The sequence below is a fragment of the Comamonas sp. HJ-2 genome, from assembly GCF_053615495.1.
This window is the reverse complement of the sequence record NZ_JBSIFD010000001.1, coordinates 264062-282169: the sequence shown is the minus strand read 5'-3', so window position 1 is coordinate 282169 and position 18108 is coordinate 264062. Positions and strand designations below refer to the sequence as shown.

The 18108-nt window shown below is 63.7% G+C and carries 11 protein-coding genes and 1 riboswitch; of the genes, 5 read left to right on the top strand and 6 right to left on the bottom strand.

Annotation, left to right across the window (positions count from 1 at the left end; all coding sequences use genetic code 11):
* Window positions 1-178 precede the first annotated feature (178 nt).
* A complete protein-coding gene (locus ACWGXF_RS01290) occupies window positions 179-1111 on the top strand; it encodes a DMT family transporter (RefSeq protein WP_012837247.1) in 933 nt (310 codons plus the stop codon).
* Between the two features lie 162 nt (window positions 1112-1273).
* Here the strand turns inward: ACWGXF_RS01290 and ACWGXF_RS01285 are convergent, their stop codons facing one another.
* Window positions 1274-2704, bottom strand: coding sequence for an amino acid permease (locus ACWGXF_RS01285; protein WP_012837248.1), 1431 nt, complete (start codon window positions 2702-2704; stop codon window positions 1274-1276).
* A gap of 100 nt (window positions 2705-2804) precedes the next feature.
* Window positions 2805-4073, bottom strand: coding sequence for a D-amino acid dehydrogenase (locus tag ACWGXF_RS01280; RefSeq protein ID WP_256629865.1), 1269 nt, complete (start codon window positions 4071-4073; stop codon window positions 2805-2807).
* 171 nt (window positions 4074-4244) lie between these two features.
* Window positions 4245-4344: riboswitch (glycine riboswitch) on the bottom strand.
* Window positions 4345-4887: 543 nt separating this feature from the next.
* Here ACWGXF_RS01280 and ACWGXF_RS01275 point away from each other — a divergent pair.
* From ACWGXF_RS01275 to ACWGXF_RS01260, 4 genes are all read left to right on the top strand, one after another.
* On the top strand, window positions 4888-6408 hold the full coding sequence (locus tag ACWGXF_RS01275; protein WP_003067734.1) for an amino acid permease: 1521 nt from the start codon (window positions 4888-4890) through the stop codon (window positions 6406-6408).
* A 199-nt stretch (window positions 6409-6607) separates the two neighbouring features.
* Entirely contained in the window at window positions 6608-7825 is a 1218-nt protein-coding gene (gene dinB / locus ACWGXF_RS01270) for a DNA polymerase IV (RefSeq protein ID WP_256631308.1), read from the top strand.
* A gap of 137 nt (window positions 7826-7962) precedes the next feature.
* Window positions 7963-9519 (top strand): methyl-accepting chemotaxis protein, encoded by a 1557-nt coding sequence (locus tag ACWGXF_RS01265; protein ID WP_256629866.1) that lies wholly within the window; start codon window positions 7963-7965, stop codon window positions 9517-9519.
* Window positions 9520-9593: 74 nt separating this feature from the next.
* Window positions 9594-11954, top strand: coding sequence for a hypothetical protein (locus ACWGXF_RS01260; RefSeq protein WP_256629867.1), 2361 nt, complete (start codon window positions 9594-9596; stop codon window positions 11952-11954).
* A 97-nt stretch (window positions 11955-12051) separates the two neighbouring features.
* Here the strand turns inward: ACWGXF_RS01260 and queF are convergent, their stop codons facing one another.
* The 4 genes from queF to ACWGXF_RS01240 form a co-directional block, all read right to left on the bottom strand.
* Entirely contained in the window at window positions 12052-12897 is an 846-nt protein-coding gene (gene queF / locus ACWGXF_RS01255) for an NADPH-dependent 7-cyano-7-deazaguanine reductase QueF (protein ID WP_256629868.1), read from the bottom strand.
* Window positions 12898-12971: 74 nt separating this feature from the next.
* The gene (locus tag ACWGXF_RS01250; RefSeq protein ID WP_256629869.1) at window positions 12972-13871 is read right to left on the bottom strand and encodes a 2OG-Fe(II) oxygenase; all 900 of its coding nucleotides are present in this window, start codon (window positions 13869-13871) and stop codon (window positions 12972-12974) included.
* 45 nt (window positions 13872-13916) lie between these two features.
* Window positions 13917-14717, bottom strand: coding sequence for a peroxide stress protein YaaA (gene yaaA / locus ACWGXF_RS01245; RefSeq protein WP_256629870.1), 801 nt, complete (start codon window positions 14715-14717; stop codon window positions 13917-13919).
* A 107-nt stretch (window positions 14718-14824) separates the two neighbouring features.
* Complete coding sequence (locus tag ACWGXF_RS01240; RefSeq protein ID WP_256629871.1) at window positions 14825-17800, bottom strand: Rne/Rng family ribonuclease; 2976 nt, start codon at window positions 17798-17800, stop codon at window positions 14825-14827.
* Window positions 17801-18108 lie beyond the last annotated feature (308 nt).

Below are 18108 nucleotides of genomic sequence, written 5' to 3'. Positions count from 1 at the left end.
AGACGCAGAAATGGTCTGGATTTGAGGTTATTTTTCCGGGGTGGAGGCTTCGTCATCAGAACGGAAGCCGTTCGCGCTTCACGTCGCCTTGGCTTGAGCGGGTGGACTGCACGAATCGCGTCAGCACCGTCCGGCAGCCGGCGCTATGCTGGCGCGCTAACAGAAAAGAAAGCGTCTCATGCCGGGCATAGGAATGGAATATTTGTGGGTGGGGGTGGTGCTGTTTGCGGCGGCTGCGCAGACGGTGCGCAACACGGCCCAGCGCTCGCTGACGGCGCAGGTCGGCACCTTGCCCGCCACGCTGGTGCGCTTTCTCTATGGCCTGCCGTTTGCTGCGATCTATCTGCTGGCGCTGTACAGTCTGGGCGATCCGTCCCAGGTGCTGCCGAAGTTCAGTGCCGCGTATCTGGGCTGGATCGCGCTTGGTGCCTTCTTTCAGGTTGCGGCCACGGCTGCTTTGCTCATGGCCATGAAGGAGCGCAATTTTGCCGTGGCGGTCACGCTGTCCAAGACCGAGGTGCTGCAGGTGGCCCTGTTTGCCGCCATGTTCCTGCATGAGCTGCCGAGCCGGCTGGCGCTGCTGGCCATGGTGCTTGCTACCGTGGGCGTGCTGATGCTGTCGCTGCCGCCGCGCGGGCAGCTGTTCACGCTCTCGGCCTGGACCAGCAAATCTTCGGTCTACGGGCTGATCTGCGGCGCCTGTTTTGCGCTGGCCACCGTGGGCTTTCGCGGCGGCGCGGTCGAGATCGCAACACTGGGCGTGAGCTCGCCCTGGTTGTCGGGGGCCTGGGGCGTGCTGATCGCGCAGACCATGCAGTCCGTCGTCATGAGCGCCTGGATTGCCAGAACCCATGAACAGGGCCTACGCCCCATCTTCAAGGCCTGGCGCATCTCGCTGCTGGCCGGCAGCATGGGCGCTGCGGCCTCGCTGGCCTGGTTCACCGCCTATGCCATGCAGGGGGCGGCCGCCGTGCGCACCCTGGGCATGGTGGAGGTGGTGTTCAGCTATATCGTCTCGCGCAAGGTGTTCAGCGAGAAGCTCTCATTGACGGAAAAGCTGGGCATGGCGCTGATGATGCTGGGCCTGGTGCTGATCTGTCTGCAGCTCTGATTTCAAGAGCTTCCTGCGCTTGTCTAGTCTCATTTTCAAAGCTATAAGTCCTTGAAATGAAATATGAAAAAGCGCAAGAAGCTTCTGAATCAATAGCGTGCTGCCGCGGCTGTCGCTGTCTCAGCTGCAGCCAGGGCATCGACAGCGCGGCTGTGCTGCGCCTCAGGCGGCTTGCTGTTGCGCTTGCGCCAGGCGTTGGCGCTGCTCGGGCTTGACCGCATAGAGCCGGTAGCCGATCGTCAGCAGCGCAAACCACAGGGGCGCGATATATAGCGCCACGCGGGTGCTGGCATCCAGCGACAGGCAGACCAGCACCACGGCCAGAAAGGCCAGCACAAACCAGTTGGTGAACGGCGCGCCGGGCATGCGGTAGGCCACGGCTGCGGCATGACCCAGGCTGACGGCGCGGCGATAGCGCAGATGGGAGAAGACGATGATGCCCCAGGTCCAGACGGCGCCTATGGTGGCAATGCTGGTCACGTAGATGAAGGCTTCCTCGGGCACCAGATAGTTCAGCACCACGCCGACCAGCATGAAGGCTGCAGAGATCAAAATGCCGGCGGCCGGCACATGGCGTGAATTGACCCGGCCCAGCCTGGCGGGCGCCTGTTTGAATTGCGCCAGCGTATAGAGCATGCGGCCCGTGCTGAAGATGCCGCTGTTGCACGAAGAGGCTGCGGCGGTGATGACCACGAAGTTGATGATGCCGGCGGCCGCAGGAATGCCCAGCTTGTCGAAGACATGGACGAAGGGGCTCATGTCGGGGCTGAGCTCGTTCCAGGGCACCAGCGACATGATGACGATCAGGGCACCGATATAGAAGATCAGAATGCGGTAGACGATGCTGTTGGTGGCGCGAGGCAGCACTTTCTCGGGCGACTCGGCCTCGCCGGCCGTCACGCCGATCAGCTCCACGCCGGTATAGGCAAAGCAGGCTATCTGCAAGGTGAAGACCACGCCCACCATGCCCACGGGCGCAAAGCCGCCGTGCGACCAGAGATTGGCGAAGCTTGCCGTCTGGCCCAGCGGTCCCCAGCCCGTGGTGATGATGGCCACACCCAGCACCAGCGTGGCAACAATGGTCACGACCTTGATCAGCGCGAACCAGAATTCCAGCTCGCCGAAGACCTTGACCGCAATCAGATTCACGCCCAGCAGCACGGCCAGGGTGGCGAGCGCCGGAACCCATTGCGGAATGGCCGGAAACCAGTAGTGGGTGTAGATGCCTATGGCCGTGAGCTCGGCCATGCCCGTCACCACCCAGGTGAACCAGTAGGTCCAGCCGGTGACGAATCCGGCCCAGGGGCTGACATAGGTTTCGGCATAGGTGGCAAAAGAGCCGGCCACCGGGCGGTGCACCAGCAACTCGCCCAGTGCCCGCATGATGAAGAAGATGGCCAGCCCCGCGATGGCGTAGCTGACCAGCAGCAGCGGCCCGGCCTTGTGGATCGCCTTGGCCGAGCCCAGGAACAGGCCCACGCCAATGGCGCCGCCCAGGGCGATCAGCTGGATGTGCCGGTCCTTGAGGCCGCGCTCCAGCTCCCCTGTCTGCTGCAGCGACTCCCCGGCTGCGCTTGGATGATTTCGACTCATGTTGTATGTCTCCGTTTTGCCATTCACACGGCAACAGCTGTCCCTCACGGGGCGCTGCGGCTGCCGTGTCTGGCTTGTTGATGAGGTTTTCAGGTCGTGGTCAGGCGCTGGCGGTGCTCAGCGTGGCCGGTCGGGGCTGTCTGCTGGCGCTGCCCATGGACTGCAGCACGAGGTCGCCGACCATGTCGGCGGTGACGGCCGACAAGGTCCAGCCCAGATGGCCGTGGCCGGTGTTGTAGAACACGCAGGGCTTGTTGCCAGGGCCCACGCGCGGCAGCATGTCCGGCATCATGGGGCGCAGGCCCGCCCAGGGCACGACGCTGCGCGTGCTGACGCCAGGGAAGCACTGCTGAACCCATTCGATGAGCGGGCGGATGCGGTCGGCGCGGATGTCCTTGTTGAAGCCGTTGAACTCCGCCGTACCGGCAACTCGGAAGCGATCGTCGCCGAGGCGGCTGGTGACCAGCTTGGTCTCGTCGTCCAGCAGACTCACCACGGGGGCTGCGGCGCGGCTGGCTTCGTCCGGCAGATTCACCGTGATGGAATAGCCCTTGACCGGATAGATGTTGACGCTGTCGCCGAGTTGGGCGGCCAGGGCGCGGCTGGCCGTGCCTGCGCAGACCACCATGGCGTCGAAAGTCGAGGTCTCGGTTTCCAGGCCCTGGCGCACGGTCACGCTGGCCTGCTTGCCATTGCTGTTCACCGACACGATTTCCTGGCCGTAGCGGCATTGCACGCCCAGTCGCTCGCAGGCGGCGGCAAGGCCGCTGGTGAACTTGTGGATGTCGCCCGTGGAGTCGCTCTCGGTGAAGTAGCCGCCATAGAAGGTTCCGGACAGGGTCGGCTCTATGGAGCGCATCTCCTGCGGTGTCACGGCGCGGCGCTCCAGACCGCCTTTGGCCAGCAACCGGGAAACCTTGCCCGCATGTTCAAAGCCTGCTCGGTCGCGATAGATATGCAAGATGCCTTTTTGCTTCAGGTCGAAGTCAATGCCTTCGCTGGCCGCCCAGTCAAACAGGTGCTCGCGTGCCGCAATCGCCAGCCTGGCGGTCTCCACGGTGTTTTTCTCGTAATGGGGGATGGCAGCGAGAAACTGGCAGAACCAGGACATCTTGTGCCAGCTGGGCTTGGGGTTGAGCAGTAGCGGTGCATCGCTCTTGAGCATCCATTTGAGGCCCTTGACGATGGTGGACCAATGGGTCCAGACCTCGGCGTTCGAGGCCGAGAGCTGGCCTCCATTGGCGAACGAGGTTTCCATGGCGGCATAGCGCTGCTTCTCGAACAGGGTGACGGAAAATCCGCGGCGAGCGAGGGCGTAGGCGGTGGTCACGCCCGTGATGCCACCGCCGATGACGGCGATTGTCTTCATGATTCAGATTCCAGAAACGTCAAGGGTGGAGCCCGTGCGCAACATGCGCAGCGAACGCCCCCTCTGTTCTGGACCTGAGAGATTCACGAGGCAGGGCCTTGCGGCGCTGCTCGCTTGCTCCTTCGGTATGCCCGGCGGACGATGACGTCCGGACATTCTTCAGAGTGTGTGAAAGCGATGCCGATCCTTTGGCCTGAGAGTTTCCGGGGCGGTTGCTCCTTCGGCGCTGCATGCGCCAAGTTTGCGCTGCAGTCTCTCTCGGCATCACCGGGCTGAGAGCCTGTGGGCAAATGTAGGAAGAATGGCGGCGCCTGGATATACGGGTTTTCTAGACTTCTGCGCCAGGGCCCAGCCATGGCTGCTCATGTCTAGTCCATGCTATTTGATAGCGCCTGCCGCTTATCCTTCAAGGGAATATTGATTATTTGTCCATGAAAATGAATTTATTAAAGCGCAGTGTGCTTCTAAATTCATAGCGATAGACGCTGTCAAGTGCCGCCGAGCAGCCCCAGAGTCAGCCCCTGCATTGGCATGGCGGGTCATGGTCGGCGGTGGATTTGGGCAAAATATCGTCTTTGCCTGTCAATGGGCCCGGCGATATCACCGCTTTGCCATTGAAGCACCCGACTGGGGTGGCTGCCGATTCAGGATGCAACTGGCCTATCCGCCATGGCGTTCTGCTGTCATGGCTTCGTTCCTTTGTCCTTGTTGCCCGCGACCGTCATGGTCGCCTTTTTGCGTTGCCTGTCGCAGCGCCTGCGGGATGGTTGGGTGTTTTGTCCGGATGGGCGCAAACCATTACAACAAGACATTTATGTCCCAACCCAACTCAAGCCAGCAGCTCGCGCCGACTGGTGATGGTGACGATAACCAGCCCCGCTTGCACCGGGTGCTCAAGCAGCGCCACCTGAGCATGATCGCCATTGGCGGCGCCATCGGAACGGGCCTGTTCGTGGCCTCCGGCTCGGCCATCGCCCAGATCGGCCCCGGCGGTGCCGTGCTCACCTATCTGCTCATCGGCATCATGGTGTACTACATCATGACCAGCCTGGGCGAGCTGGCTGCCTTCATGCCGGTGGCCGGTTCCTTCTCGACCTATGCCTCGCGCTATGTGGATCGCGGCTTCGGCTTTGCGCTGGGCTGGAACTTCTGGTTCAGCTGGGCCGTGGTGGTGGCGGTGGATCTGGTGGCCTCGCAACTGGTCATGGCCTACTGGTTTCCCGATGTGCCGGGCATCCTCTGGAGCGGCCTGTTCCTGCTGCTGATGGTGGGGCTGAACGCGTTTTCCGCGCGCGGTTTTGCCGAGGCCGAATACTGGTTCGCGCTGATCAAGGTGCTGGCCGTGGTGGCCTTTCTGATTACCGGCGTGCTGATTCTGTTCGGCATCATCAGCAACGGCCATGTACCGGGCTTCGAGAACTGGACCACGGGCGATGCGCCATTCGTCGGCAATTTCGCGACCTTTGTGGGCGTGGCCATGATCGTGGCCTATTCCTTCCAGGGCACGGAGCTGGTGGGCGTGGCGGCGGGCGAATCCGAGAATCCGCGCGAGAACGTGCCGCGTGCGATTCGCCAGGTGTTCTGGCGCATTCTGCTGTTCTATGTGCTGGCCATTGTCGTCATCGGCTTTCTGATTCCCTATACCGATCCGCAGCTGCTGCGCACCGATGTGGCCGATATCGCCGTGAGCCCGTTCACGCTGGTGTTCCAGCACGCGGGCCTGCTGTCGGCGGCCACGGTGATGAATGCGGTGATCCTGACCTCGGTGCTGTCGGCCGGCAACTCCGGCATGTATGCGGCCACGCGCATGCTCTACAACATGGCGACCGAGGGCAATGCGCCGCGCATCTTCTCCCGGCTGACCCAGAACGGCGTGCCGCTGGTGGCCTTGATCGGCAGCACGCTGGTCGCCAGCCTGTGTCTGTTTTCCTCGCTCTACAGCCCGCAGGCCGTCTATATCTGGCTGCTGAACCTGGCCGGCATGACGGAGTTCATCGTCTGGCTGGGCATTGCCGTCAGCCACTACCGCTTCCGTCGCGGCTATGTTATGCATGGTCATGATGTGGGCCTGCTGCCCTACAAGGCCGGCGCCTTCCCCTTCGGACCCATCTTTGCCTTTGTGCTGTGTCTGGTGGTGACGCTGGGCCAGAACTACCAGGCCTTCCTGGAAGATCGCATCGATTGGGGCGGCGTGGTGTCGACCTATCTGGGCATTCCGCTGTTCCTGCTGTTCTGGCTGGGTTACTGGCTGGTCAAGCGCAAGACCTGGGTCAGCTATGCCGATATGCGTTTTGACGAGCTCGAAGACATCAAGCAGGGCAAGGTTTCGTCCTGAGGCTGTTTGAGCCTTCCCCTTCTCTGTTCGGAAGGGGATGGCAGCAGGTCCGGGGGCTGGCGCTGCTTGCCGTTTCCCTGTGTCTGTGTGCCTGTTTGGCGCATGGCTGCCGTCTCTTGCCAGCCCAGGCAAAATCGGTGCTGTGAGCGATCTTCCCACCAGCCCCGATTCCAGGCCCAGGCGCATCGCGCATCTGGACATGGATGCGTTCTACGCCTCCGTGGAGCTGCTGCGCTACCCGCAGCTCAAGGGGCTGCCAGTGGTGATCGGTGGCGGGCGGCGCAGCTTTGACGAAGAGCTGCTGGCGCGCCATGCGGGGCGGCCGCTGTCCGAGATCCCGGTGGCGGACTTTCCGCTGCTGCGCGATTACACGGGGCGCGGCGTGATCACCACGGCTACCTATCCGGCACGGCAGTTCGGTGTGGGCTCGGCCATGGGCATGATGAAGGCCGCCAGGCTGTGCCCGCAGGCGATTCTTCTGCCCGTGGACTTTGCCGAGTACAGGCGCTTTTCCCGGGCCTTCAAAGAGATCATCGTGTCGATTGCTCCGCTGATGGAGAACCGCGGCGTGGACGAGGTCTACATCGACTTTACCGACGTGCCCGGCGGCCAGCGCGAAGGCGGGCGCGTGCTGGCCCGGCTGATCCAGAAATCCATCTTCGATGCCACGGGCCTGACCTGCTCGGTCGGTGTGGCTCCCAACAAGCTGCTGGCCAAGATGGCCAGCGAGTTCAACAAGCCCAACGGCATCTCCATCGTCCAGCCCGAAGACCTGCAAAGCCGGATCTGGCCGCTGGCCTGCCGCAAGGTCAACGGCATAGGGCCCAAGGCCGATGCCAAGCTCAAGAGCCTGGGCATAGAAACCATTGGTCACCTGGCCGCGCAAAGCCTGCCGCAGCTGCTGCACTGGTTTGGCAAAAGCTATGGCCATTGGCTGCACGAGTCTGCCTGGGGGCGGGACGAACGCGCCGTGGTGACCGAGAGCGAGCCGGTTTCCATGAGTCGCGAGACCACCTTCGAGCGCGATCTGCATGCCGTGCGCGACAAGGCCGAACTGGGCGCGATCTTCACGGACCTGTGCGAGCGTCTGGCCGAGGATCTGCAGCGCAAGGGCTATGTGGGGCGCACCGTGGGCATCAAGCTGCGCTATGACGATTTCAGGATCGCCACGCGGGACCAGACCCTGAACCTGCCGATACAGGATGCGGCAGCCATCCGCCTGGCCGCAGGCCAATGCCTCAAGCGCGTGCCGCTTGGCAAGCGCATCAGGCTGCTGGGGGTCAAGGTCTCGGGCCTGATTGCCGAGCAGCTCTGGCAGGCCAGCGCCCACGATCCGGTGGCAAGAGAGCTGCTGCTCAGACCTCATGGTTTGACCTCGGTCAAGCATTCGGATCCCTATACCGCATCTCTGTTCTGAGCCTGGGGGCTCGGGAATCATCACTGTGCGATGATCCAAGTGTGAATTTGTGTATCTGGTTAACCAGCTGTCGACGGGATGCCTGATCGCTCACTCTCGAACAAAAACTAAACAGGCTTATTGGAGGAGTGCAAAGCATGCGCCTGAACCTGCCGGTATCTCAACAAAACTACGACTTTCCAGGTGACGAGCTGCTGGTATCCAGCACCAACACCAAGGGCGAGATCACGCATTGCAACCCGGCCTTTGTGCGCGTCAGCGGTTATGGCTATGAAGAGCTGATCGGCCAGCCGCACAATCTGATCCGCCACCCTGACATGCCGGCCGCCGCCTTCAAGGACATGTGGCGCACCATCGCCCATGGCTACCCCTGGACGGCACTGGTCAAGAACCGCCGCAAGAACGGCGACCATTACTGGGTGCGCGCCAATGTCACGCCCATCATGGAGGGCGGCAAGCCAAGCGGCTATCTGTCGGTGCGTACCAAGCCTTCGGCCAAGGAAGTGGCCGAAGCCGAAGCGCTGTACGCGCGCATGCGCAACGAGGAAAAGCAGGCCCAGGCCAGCTTCCGCCTGCGTGCGGGCGCGGTGCGCCGTCTGGGGCTGATGGGCTGGTGGGACGGTCGCAAGGATGTGGGCCTGGTGGCGCGCATGGCCTGGCTGCTGGCCATCATGGCCTTGATCGCCATGCTGCCCGATATGCTGGGCTGGCAGGGTGCGGCGGCCTGGGGCTGGCGTGCTGCAAGCCTGGTGGCAGGCGGCGCATTCGTGCTGTGGCGCTTTCAACGGCGCTGCGTGGCGGGACTGGAGGAAGCCAGCCGCTTTGCGGCCGATGTGGCAGCCTGCAATCTGAGCACCGAATGCAGCCAGAGCTACAGCGGTGCCGTGGGGGCGCTGATGCTGAGGTTGCAGCAGATTCAGATCAATCTGCGCGCCGTGGTGGGCGATGTGCGTACCGAGGTGCAGGGCTTTGCCCAGACCGCCCATGAAATCGCCCAGAGCAGTTTCGATCTGGCAGGGCGTACCGAGTCGCAGGCCACCAGCCTGCAGCAGACTGCGGCCTCGATGGAGGAAATTTCGGGCACCGTGTCGCAGACGGCCGATACGGCACAGTTCATGGCCGGTGCCAGCGACGAGAGCAGCAAGGTGGCCAGCCGCAGCGGCGCGGCCATCAGCGAAGTGGGACTGGCCATGGAGCATATCCGCGGCTCCTCCACCCGCATGAGCGAGATCATTGGCGTGATCGAGAGCATTGCCTTCCAGACCAATCTGCTGGCGCTGAACGCGGCCGTGGAAGCGGCGCGGGCCGGCGAGCAGGGTCGCGGCTTTGCCGTGGTGGCTGGCGAGGTGCGGGCACTGGCCCAGCGCAGCGCCGAAGCGGCCAAGGAGATCAGCGTGCTCATCAACCGCACGGTCGATGGCATCAATGACGGAAATGCGCGCATGCGTGCCGCTGGTCAGACCATAGACGGCATGGTGCAGGCCGTGGACAAGGTCGGCTCCCTGGTGCACCAGATCAGCATTGCCACGCGCGAACAATCGATAGGCATCTCCCAGGTCAACGAGGCCGTGGCCCAGCTCGACTCCGTGACCCAGCAGAATGCGGCGCTGGTGGAGCAGTCGACCAGTGCAGCGCAATCGCTGCGCCAGAGTGCCAGGACACTGGAGCGTTCGGTGGACGTGTTCCATCTCTAGGCTTTTGTGGTCTTGCTCTGAAAAGGCAGCCTTGGAGCTGCCTTTTTCACATCGGCTTTCGGTAGGATTGCACCATGAGTGTTGTGCTGACCCTGATCGCCATTGCGGCGCTGGCCCTGTGTTTGCTGATCTGGCTGATATCGCGTTTGCGCGCTGACGCCAGACCCGCGTCGTCTGCAACTGCCCAGCAGGAGGCCGAGCCGTCCGTGGCCCAGGCCGGAACGGCGTCGGAGGTTGCGGCGCAGACACTCTCCGACCAAGAGCTTGCGGCGCAGGCGGATACGGCGTCAGAGGCCAGCAGGGATGTGAATTTTCGCCCCCAGGGCGAGCGCGGCATGGGCGGTCCCATCTATGGCGATGTGCTGTGTGCGGACGGCGTCTACCTGCCCCATGTCTGGGAGATGGACATGCACACCTCCTATGACGGGCGCTGGCTGCGCACGGGCTTTTATGACAGCGAGGCCGCCCATCTGGTCGATCGCAAATCACGTCGCAGCTGGGTGATCAGCAAGCCGGAAGGCGAGCTGCTGGATGCCATCCACTGGCGCATGCCGCGCTGGAGTGGCGAGAGCATCAACGAAAGCGGCATTGCCGACGATGCGCATGTGATCATGTCCGATGCCAGCTTCGAGGCCTGGCTGGGCGAGCATATGGCTGCGCAGCCGCAGCCCCTGCTGCAGGTGGTGGATCTCTGGGTGCCGGCCGACTGCCTGCCTGCCGAAGTCGCCCGGCCCATGCCGACTCTGCCACAACCGGCTCAGCCCACCTCGGTGCCGCCAGTGGCGCTGCAGCGCCACTGGCCGGCTTCGCTGCGCAAGCTGCGCTATCCCATGGCTCCGCTGCAGAATCCGCACTGGCAGCTGATGCTGGGTGAGGCCGCCCAGCCCTGGGTGCTGGACGAGAGCCACAGCATGGTCTGGCGTGCCGATGCCCAGGCCTTTGCGCTCTATGCCTACCCCACCCAGGGCGATGCCAGCCAGGCCAGCCTGCGGCTGGCTGTCTGGACCATGGAGCGAGGCTGGCAGCAATGGCCGGAGTTGATGCCCGAGGATCGCAAGCCCTGGGCCCTGGGCCTGCCGGATCTTGAGCCGCCGAGCGAGCCGCAAGCGCCAGCGGTTTTGCCGCTGAGCTGGCTCAATGAACTGCTGCTGCAGAAAGTGCAACTAGATACGCCCGAGACCGAGCGCCTGCACGATGGCACCAGCATCAGTTGCGCCATGAGCGAGGTGGATGTCTGCGCTGCCCATCAGCGCGATGGTCTGCCCATCCTCAAACCCTCGCTTCCCTTGTGTTTCGACTGGCTGCGTGATCCGGCGCAGCCCGCGCTGTGGCGCGCGCAGAGCGAGCCGCTCAAGGGGCAGCGCCTGATCTGGACCCTGTCCAAGCCCGCCCGGGAGGAGCTGGGCGAAACGGCGGCTTACAACCTGCAGTGGGGCGAACGCCATCTGCCCGGCACCTGGGCTCTGGAACACGTGATCGTGCAGGGACGCTGGGCGATTCTCATGCCGCATGGGCGTGCACCGATTCGCGGTGGCAGCGGCAGCCTGCAGGTCTGGGACGGGGAGCGCCTGCAAAGCGTGGACCTGCCCTGGCCCGTGGTGCGGCTGGCCGCTGTGCCTTCGGTCAAGGGCGGCATGGCTGCCCGCATGCGTGTGCTGGCGCTGACGGCCAGTCTGGCGGACAAGGACTGGGACCCCTCCACCGCATCCTGGCGCTGGCCTTTGCAGTCCGTATCGGCCAGCCATCTGGCCCGACCCGACTGGCGCCCGCTCTACTCCGAGCGCGAACTGGCGCCCGATGCGCAAGGGCGCTGGCAATTGCTGCCGCGCTGGCGCGAGGTGAGACAGATCCAGCATCCCTGCTCCGACGGCGACTATGTCTGGCGCGACGATGTGCGCGGCGACACCGTCTGGTGGTGGGGCGGAGTGAACGAGCGCGTCAATCACTATTGGCAGCATGATGAACCTCGCAAGGACGGCGTGATCATGACGCGCAGCGGTCTGGCGTTCTGCGGTGTTGGGCCTTGCGCCTGTCCTCATCCTTCAGGCGAAGGCTGGGCCTTGCTGGAGCCCGTGGAGACACGCTATGGCGAACTGGGTCAATGGCAGCTGCACTGGCTCAACCCCGTGGAAAAGGAAGTGCGCACGCTGACGCTCAAGGCGCGCATGCCGGTGCTACAGGGCTGGGATGCCCAGGGCCTGCATTGGCAGGATCTGCCCTTGCCTGACGAAGCGGCGCTGCAGGGCGAGGCCAGCGCGGTTCACAAGCCCCAGTCGGAGCCCGCAGCGGCGCGTCAGCTCGTGGTGGCGCAGACCTGGCAGCGTGCTGCCGTTGAGCCTCTGCGCCAGGGCATGAACGGGCTGTGGCTGCGCATTCAGGATCTGCGCTATGCCGAGGCTTTGCTGGGACAGGATGACTGCCCATGGAAGAGTTGATTCCCTTGAGCCACTCTGCGGCTTCCCTCCGGGGGGGACGGCAGCTTTGCTGCGGGGCGGCCCTTGTTTGCTGCCCCTGATTGAGTCGGTGCTGCTGTTACTGGCGGGCGGTGCGCACATTGGCGGGCAGTGCACCCGGGTGGCTGGTACGGAAAGGGTTGATGTCCAGGCCGCCGCGGCGTGTGTAGCGGGCGTAGACGGCCAGCTTGATGGGTTTGCAGCGGGTCCAGATGTCCATGAAGATGCGCTCCACGCACTGCTCGTGGAATTCGTTGTGGTTGCGAAAGCTCACCAGGTACTGCAGCAGACCTTCCTGCTCGATCTGCGCACCGCTGTATTGAATCTGCACGCTGCCCCAGTCGGGCTGGCCGGTGACCAGGCAGTTGCTCTTGAGCAGATTGCTGACCAGGGTTTCGTTGACGGGGGCTTCGTCGTGGTTGGCGCGCAGCAGCTCGGGAGCCGGGGTGTACCGGGTGCACTCCACATCGAGGCGGTCCAGCAGCAGACCGTCCAGCTCATGCACTTGCTGGGCATCGAACTGATCTGCCTGCAACAGCCGCACGCCCACGCTGCCCTGGGTTTGGCTGCCGCGCCAGGTTGCTTCGGACAGATCGGTGCGCAGGCGCGCCAGCACCTCGCTGGCATCGGCAAAGCGGGTGTTGTTGAAGCTGTTCAGATACAGCTTGAAGGACTTGCTCTCGATCAGATTGGGCGTTTCGCAGGGGATGGTGAAATGCGCCAGCGCGACCTGGGGCTTGCCGCGCAGATTGAGCCAGGAAACTTCGAATGAGGTCCACAGATCGGCGCCAAAGAACGGCGGGTTGATGGCGGCGCCGATTTCCTCGCGCTTGGTCAGGCGTGGCAGGGGGAAGAGCAGGGACGCGTCGTACTGGTCCACATAGGCCGAGCTTTTGCCCAGCTGCGATTGTTCAGGGGTGTGCATGATTCAAAAACAAAATAGCCAGCAGTAAAAAAGATAGCTGCTGGCGCTTTGTGAGTAAGGGTTGGAGCCTGTTTTTACTTGAACTCTCGTTCGCGCAGCCACTTGGTGGCAATCCATTTTTCGCCTTCCAGCACGGGAGCGCCGCCGTGCAGGGTCTTGGTGGCCGGGTCGGGCCGGTTATAGCTGAAGAATACGGCATTGCCACGGCGCGGAACGACCTGCAGCCCTACATCGGGAAAGGTGGTTGCGCCGCCGCGCGCGGGCTCGTTGAGATACATGACCAGGGTTCCCACACGCTGGCCGCCACGCTTGAGTATGGTCGGCGTGCCGGGCTCGTTGGGGGCGAAGTAATCGTAATGCGGCTTGTATTCGGCGCCTGGGCGGTAGTGCAGCACCTGCATGCCCTCGCCGTTTTCCAGCGGCCAGTTCAGCAGACGCGCAATGCGCTGCTCGACAAGGCTGATGAGCTCGTTCTCGCCGCGCTGGAAGAACATGCCATTGCTGGTGCGGTCGTCGTTGACGGCCTCGCCACCGCTCTGGTTGTCCACGGTCAGCGAGCGCTGCATGCGCGGGCGGGCAGCTGCGATGATGGCATCGCACTCCTCGTCGGAGAGCAGATTGCCGAACACCACCACGCGCGGGTGGCGCACGCTCATCAGGACATGGACATCGCGATCGCCGGCATGGACGCAGCAGGGATCGGTCAGCAGATCGGGCTCGGGAACGCCTGACTCATGGACCTGCACTGCCACTTCGGTGTCGGGCCGGGCTGCTGCGAAAGGCAGGGGCAGTTCACCCTCTTCGGGCAGGGCCAGCGCGCGGCGCGCCAGATGCTCGGCCCAGCCAGCCTTGCGCATGGACTGCAGCAGCGATGGCAGCGGCACGCCGGAGGCGCTTTGCGCGCGCACCCATTGCATCAGCTCGGGTGTCAGGCCGGGAGGTGTGACGAACTCGTCTTGGGTGGAGGTGCTCATGTCGACAATGCTAGTGTGCACTGATGCCGATTTCAATGCGCAGCGTCAGTCTTGCAGCTTGCGGCGGAACACCAGCTTGCCGGGCGTGCTGGCCTGCTCGGCCAGCGCATAGCCTTCCAGGTCGAACTTGCGCAGGTCGGCCACCTTCCTGGCCTTGTGCTGTACGGCCCAGCGCACCATCAGTCCGCGTGCGCGCTTGGCATGGAAGCTGATGATCTTGTACTTGCCGCCCTTGAAGTCCTCGAAAACGCATTCGACCACGGGGGCCTTGAGCGCCTTGAGATCCACGGCCTTGAAGTATTCCTGAGACGCCAGGTTGACGACAATGCGCTCGGCCTGGGCGTCACCGTGCTCGGCTTGCGCAGCACTGCGTTCGTTCAGGTAGTCGGCAATCTGGGTTCCCCAGAACTGATAGAGGTTGCTGCCCTTGGCGTTTTCCAGCCGGGTGCCCATCTCCAGGCGGTAGGGCTGCAGCAGATCCAGCGGGCGCAGCACGCCGTAGAGGCCGCTAAGGATCACGACATGCTCCTGGGCCCAGTCCAGCTCCCTGGGCTTGAGGCTGGCGGCATCCAGGCCTTCGTAGACATCGCCATTGAAGGCCAGCACGGCCTGGCGCGAGTTCCTGGTGGTGAACTTGGAACTGAACGCTTCGTAGCGGCCCACATTGAGTACGGCCAGCTTGTCGCTGATGCTCATGAGCTCGGAAATCTGCTGGGGCGATTTCTCGCGCAGCACTTCGATCAGTTCCAGGGGCTGCTTTTTGAAAACCGGCAGCGTGTGCGGCAACTCGGCGGAAACAGGGCTTTCATAGTCCAGCGATTTGGCCGGAGAGATCAGAAACAACATGGCTTGACGTTCACTCAATCAAAGAAAGGGCGCATGAAAAAGGGCCAAGGCCCCATCCACCGAAGTGGACAGTCCCCTTGGCCCTGTGATGCCGGAAGGCAGTCTGCTTAGGCGTTGACGCCTGCAGCCTGTTCTTCCTTCTCGAACGGCAGCTGCATCAGGCTCAGATCCTTGCGGGTCTCGACCAGAATCAGCGGGCCTTCGTCGAGCACCACCACGGGCGGGCGCTCGCGCGGAATGCGCACGGGCTTGGGCTCGGCGGCAATCGCAGCCTGGACGGCGGCGATCTTTTCGGCATCGGAGTTGATCCATTCCAGACCCGATGCGGTTGCCAGGGCCTGCAGCTCGGCAATCGGCAGCGCATAGCTCTGAGCTTTGGGCGTTGCGACTGCTGGAGCAGGAGCCTCGGTTTCAGCCACAGGCTCCACGGCGGCAGCCTGAGGCTCTGCGGTAGCAGCAGGTTCTGCTTGCACGGGCTGAGAGAGTTCTGCCACAGGGGCGACCGCTGCCACCACGGCTTCTGCAACCACGGGTGCCTGCACTTCTGCAGCAACAGGCGCTTGCTCTGCCTGAGCCTGAGGCGCAACAGCATCAAAGTAGCTGCGGCGTGCCGGCTGCTCGCCAGCGTCTGCGGCAGGCACTTCGACCGGGGCCTGGGCTTCGGCAGCCTGCTCTGCAGCCTGGCCTTCTGCCTGGGCATCGCGCGGTGCACGGTCGCGGCGGTCACGGCCGTAGCGGTCACGCGAACGGCGCTGACGGGGCTCGCGTGCGGGATCGCCTTGCGCTCCATCCTGTGCCTGCGCATCCGCAGCGTCGACCTGGGCGGTGTTCAGCACCACTTCGTCGGCCACGGCCTGCATGGCGGGCTGGGCATCGGCGTTGCGATTCTGACGCTCGCGGCGGCCTTCACCGCGTTCACCGCGCTCATTGCGTTCTGTACGCTCACCGCGTTCCTGGCGGTTGCGCTCGGGCTTGGGAGCTGCGTTGAACTCTTCGCCGTTCAGAGCAGCTTCTGCCACCTGGGGCTGGCGCTCGTCGCGACGCTCGTTGCGTTCGCCGCCGCGGCGGTTGCCGCGCTCGGGACGGTCCTGACGCTGTTGCTGTTCGGGACGCTCGTTGCGTTGCTGCTCGTCACGACCCTGGGCATTGCGGCGGTTGTTGCGGTCGCCGCGTTCGCTGCCATTGCGCTCTGCGCTGTTGCGGTCGCTGCGCTCATTGCGGTCACCGCCACGGCGGTTGCGGTCGCCGCCACGGCCTTCGCTTCGGCGGCCGTCGCGGCTGCCTTCACGGGCGGCAGGAGCGGGAGCCTCGGCCACGGGAGCGGGCGCTGCCACGGGAGCCGGTGCGCCAAAGCCGAACAGATTCTTGAGCCAGGCAAAGAAGCCTTGCTCGCGCACCACGGGGCGGGCCGCAGCGGGAGCGGGCGTCGCAGCGGCAGCGCGAGGCTGGCGCGGTGGGCGAGGCTCGGCAATCGGCGCGGGAGCATCGGGCAGCACTCCCTTGATGACGGGAGTCTGCTTGTTGGTGGGCTCCTGCGAGCGGCGTGTGACCGTGGTCACCTCTTCGGGCTCGTCGGCCAGCTTGTAGCTGGCTTCCATGGATTCCAGGCGCGAGTCGTCGTGCTTGAGACGCTCGAGCTTGTAGTGCGGCGTGTCCATGGACTTGTTGGGCACCATGATCACGTTGACGCGCTGCTTGAGCTCGATCTTGGTGATTTCGCTACGCTTCTCGTTGAGCAGGAAGGACGCCACTTCCACGGGCACCTGGCAGTGCACGGCGGCCGTGTTGTCCTTCATGGACTCTTCCTGGATGATGCGCAGAATCTGCAGCGCCGAGCTTTCCGTGTCGCGGATGTGGCCGGAGCCGCCGCAGCGTGGGCAGTTGATGTGGGCGCCCTCGGACAAAGCGGGCTTGAGGCGCTGGCGGCTCATTTCCATCAGGCCGAACTTGCTGATGGTGCCGAACTGCACGCGGGCGCGGTCCTGGCGCAGGGCATCGCGCAGGCGGTTTTCCACTTCGCGGCGGTTCTTGGCCTCTTCCATGTCGATGAAGTCGATCACGATCAGGCCGCCCAGGTCGCGCAGGCGCATCTGGCGCGCCACTTCGTCGGCTGCCTCGAGGTTGGTGCGGGTCGCGGTTTCCTCGATATCGCCGCCCTTGATGGCGCGGGCCGAGTTCACGTCCACGGAGACCAGGGCTTCGGTATGGTCGATCACGATGGCGCCGCCCGAGGGCAGGGTCACGGTGCGCGAATAGGCGGACTCGATCTGGTGCTCGATCTGGAAGCGCGAGAACAGGGGGGCGTCGTCGCGGTAGCGCTTGACGCGGGCAGCGTGCTCGGGCATCACATGTGCCATGAACTGCTGGGCCTGTTCGTAGATGTCATCGGTGTCGATCAGGATGTCGCCGATGTCATTGTTGAAATAGTCGCGGATGGCGCGGATCACCAGGCTGGATTCCTGATAGATCAGGAAGGCGCCCTTGGAGGCCTTGGCGGCGCCGTCGATGGCGCTCCACAGCTTGAGCAGGTAGTTCAGGTCCCACTGCAGCTCGGGGGCCGAACGGCCGATGCCGGCAGTGCGTGCAATGATGGACATGCCCTTGGGGTACTCGAGCTGGTCCATGGCCTCCTTGAGCTCGGCGCGGTCCTCGCCCTCGATGCGGCGCGAAACGCCACCGCCACGGGGGTTGTTGGGCATCAGCACCACATAGCGGCCGGCCAGCGAGATGAAGGTGGTCAGGGCTGCACCCTTGTTGCCGCGCTCTTCCTTCTCGACCTGGACGATCAGCTCCTGACCTTCGCGGATCACGTCGTTGATGCGGGCCTGGCTGGGCGAGACGCCTTCGGCAAAGTATTGCTTGGAGATTTCCTTGAAGGGCAGAAAGCCGTGGCGGTCTTCGCCGTAGTCCACAAAGCAGGCTTCTAGAGATGGCTCGACGCGGGTCACGACGGCCTTGTAGATATTGCCCTTGCGTTGTTCGCGACCTTCGATCTCGATCTCGTAGTCCAGCAGCTTCTGGCCGTCCACAATGGCCAGGCGGCGTTCTTCGGACTGCGTCGCGTTAATCAGCATCCGTTTCATGATGCGTTTCCTTTATTCGTTTTATGAGGCACGTTGGTCATAGACCAACGCACCTTTGACTGGTAATCAAAGACAGGCTCAACAGGAGCCGTGATGCCAGACGAACGAGTTGAAACGGATGAGGAATCTGGGGCGGTACAGGACGGCGCTACTGGCCTGATCTCAAGTCAGTAGCGGAGGTACAGGCCGGGGGACGAGCGGGAGAGGACGCGCATGCAGACGGGGTACAAAAGAAGCCGACGCGCGTGCTAGGGAGGTGGGTGGTTTCTTCGAGACATGACTCGTCCCGGGGGCCGGCCGTGCCTTGC

What these genes read in the sequence shown, in the direction of transcription:
- ACWGXF_RS01290 (WP_012837247.1), top strand. Translation starts at nt 179, where the DNA reads ATGCCGGGCATAGGAATGGAATATTTGTGGGTGGGGGTGGTGCTGTTT.
- ACWGXF_RS01285 (WP_012837248.1), bottom strand. Translation starts at nt 2,704, where the DNA reads ATGAGTCGAAATCATCCAAGCGCAGCCGGGGAGTCGCTGCAGCAGACA.
- ACWGXF_RS01280 (WP_256629865.1), bottom strand. Translation starts at nt 4,073, where the DNA reads ATGAAGACAATCGCCGTCATCGGCGGTGGCATCACGGGCGTGACCACC.
- ACWGXF_RS01275 (WP_003067734.1), top strand. Translation starts at nt 4,888, where the DNA reads ATGTCCCAACCCAACTCAAGCCAGCAGCTCGCGCCGACTGGTGATGGT.
- dinB (WP_256631308.1), top strand. Translation starts at nt 6,608, where the DNA reads ATGGATGCGTTCTACGCCTCCGTGGAGCTGCTGCGCTACCCGCAGCTC.
- ACWGXF_RS01265 (WP_256629866.1), top strand. Translation starts at nt 7,963, where the DNA reads ATGCGCCTGAACCTGCCGGTATCTCAACAAAACTACGACTTTCCAGGT.
- ACWGXF_RS01260 (WP_256629867.1), top strand. Translation starts at nt 9,594, where the DNA reads ATGAGTGTTGTGCTGACCCTGATCGCCATTGCGGCGCTGGCCCTGTGT.
- queF (WP_256629868.1), bottom strand. Translation starts at nt 12,897, where the DNA reads ATGCACACCCCTGAACAATCGCAGCTGGGCAAAAGCTCGGCCTATGTG.
- ACWGXF_RS01250 (WP_256629869.1), bottom strand. Translation starts at nt 13,871, where the DNA reads ATGAGCACCTCCACCCAAGACGAGTTCGTCACACCTCCCGGCCTGACA.
- yaaA (WP_256629870.1), bottom strand. Translation starts at nt 14,717, where the DNA reads ATGTTGTTTCTGATCTCTCCGGCCAAATCGCTGGACTATGAAAGCCCT.
- ACWGXF_RS01240 (WP_256629871.1), bottom strand. Translation starts at nt 17,800, where the DNA reads ATGAAACGGATGCTGATTAACGCGACGCAGTCCGAAGAACGCCGCCTG.